Source organism: Arthrobacter sp. P4_F10 (assembly GCF_056401435.1).
This window is the reverse complement of sequence record NZ_JBFUJJ010000096.1, coordinates 1-558: the sequence shown is the minus strand read 5'-3', so window position 1 is coordinate 558 and position 558 is coordinate 1. Positions and strand designations below refer to the sequence as shown.

At 75.4% G+C, this 558-nt stretch carries 1 pseudogene; it reads right to left on the bottom strand.

What is annotated here, in order from left to right:
* Nucleotides 1–558 (bottom strand): annotated as a pseudogene (locus AC1DR1_RS23165) (hypothetical protein); the annotation flags it as partial.

Sequence of the window (558 nt, the reverse complement as noted above, 5' to 3'; positions counted from 1 at the left end):
GAGCGGAGGTCCAGGGCCGGCAGCGCGGGGTCCGCATCCGCGGCGGGCTCATCGCCGGGGCCGGGCTGGTGCTCCGGGCTGGTCGCGGCGGCCGAAGCGCCTGCACCGGTCGAAACGTCGGGAGTAGAAGCGCCTGCACCGGACGGGGCGTAGTCGGCACGGGATACGCAGGCCGATGCCCCGGCGGCAGCAGCACTGACCGAAGCGTCACCGGAGGCCGCACCGGCGGTCCAGCCGCCGCCGGCAGTCCAGCCGTCACCGGAGGCCGCGCCGGCAGTCCAGCCGCCGCCGGCAGCAGTGGCGCCGGCGGCCGTGCCTGCGGTCCAGCCGTCACCGGCAGCAGTGGCGCCGGCGGCGGACCTCTCGGCGGTGTCCGTGGCCGGGGAGGTTCCGGTGTTGCCGGTGCGGGGGTTGGTGGCGGTGTTCATGACGGTCAGGAGGTGTTCGAACTGTTCGGTGGTCGCGAAGATCTCGAGGTGGTGCAGGCCGTGGCGCCGGCGGCGGATGAAGGCGCCCTGGAGCTGGCGCAGCAGTTCCTCGGAGGGCTCGGCGCCGTCC